Origin of the sequence: Micromonospora sp. 15K316, from assembly GCF_004348525.1 — a bacterium.
In the GTDB taxonomy this organism is placed as follows: Bacteria; Actinomycetota; Actinomycetes; order Mycobacteriales; family Micromonosporaceae; genus Micromonospora.
On the sequence record NZ_SMKG01000427.1, the window covers coordinates 1 to 1,023 of the forward strand.

General features: G+C 76.1%; 1 protein-coding gene. It reads right to left on the reverse strand.

Features of this window, described 5'->3' with window-relative positions:
• The coding region (locus E1211_RS32880; protein ID WP_371686238.1) for a hypothetical protein at positions 1 to 1,023 on the reverse strand (1,023 nt) is incomplete at both ends.

The following is a 1,023-nucleotide window of genomic DNA, read 5'->3' on the forward strand; positions in this document are numbered from 1 at the left end:
GTCTTGGCGGCCGGTGGGGTGGGGGTTGGTTGCTGCTTGCGCTCCGGCCGCTGGGTCGGCTTCTGCTCAGGCTTCGGCTGGGTCCGGTCGCGGAACCCGACGGCGATACCGGCGGCGGTCCGCCGCAGCAGACCGGGGCCCTTCTTCCGGCCACCGTCGTGGCTGCCGCTGCTGTTGGTCGAGGCGGTGGTGTCGTGGGTGTTCCTGCCGCCGCGCTTCCCGCGCCGGGTGCGCCGACGGCGTCTTCCGTCGCCGTGCGAGTCGTGGTCGCTGTGCCCGTCCCGGCCGTCACCCGAGCTGTTCTTCCGGCGCAGAAACGCGGGGAGCCGCAGCCGGAACCCTCGACGCTTCGACCCGTCGCTGCCGTCCGTGTGGCCGCCGCTGGCGGGGTTCCCGCCGTGGCTGCCGCCGGTCGTCTTGCGTCGAGCGAACCGGTTGCGCAGACGGCCGAGGATGCCGCCGCTACGACCGCCACCGCCGCCACCGTGGCTGCCGCCACCGTGGCCGCCACCTTGGCCGCCACTGTGGCCGCCGCCGCGACGGCCGCCGCCGAACAGTCCGGCGAGGCGGCCGAGCAGGCCGCCACGACCGCCGCCACCGTGCCCGCCACTCCGGCGACCCCGGCCGCCACCGTCACCGTGACGGCCGTCGCCGTCGCCGTCACGGCGGCGCCGCAGCCACCCCAGCAGCGACCGACGACGCCCGCCGTCGCGGCGGCCGTCACGCGACCGGCCGTCACGACGCGACCGGTTGGCGGCCCGCCGGACTCCCGCGCGACGCCACGCCACCGCCGCCCACACCACGAACACGACCGCCGCCGCGTTCACGGCGACCGCCCACAGCCAGCCGGCGGTCAGCCACAGCAGCACTTGGAACCCGACGACCACCAGCGCGGCGGTCACGAGGACCGGCGGGGTCATCACCTTCGCCATGGTCTTCGCGACCAGGGGGTGCACCTGCTTGGTGCGGACCTTCACCGGGTCGCCCGGGGCGGGAGTGCTGATGGTGGGGGTGGTGTCCGGG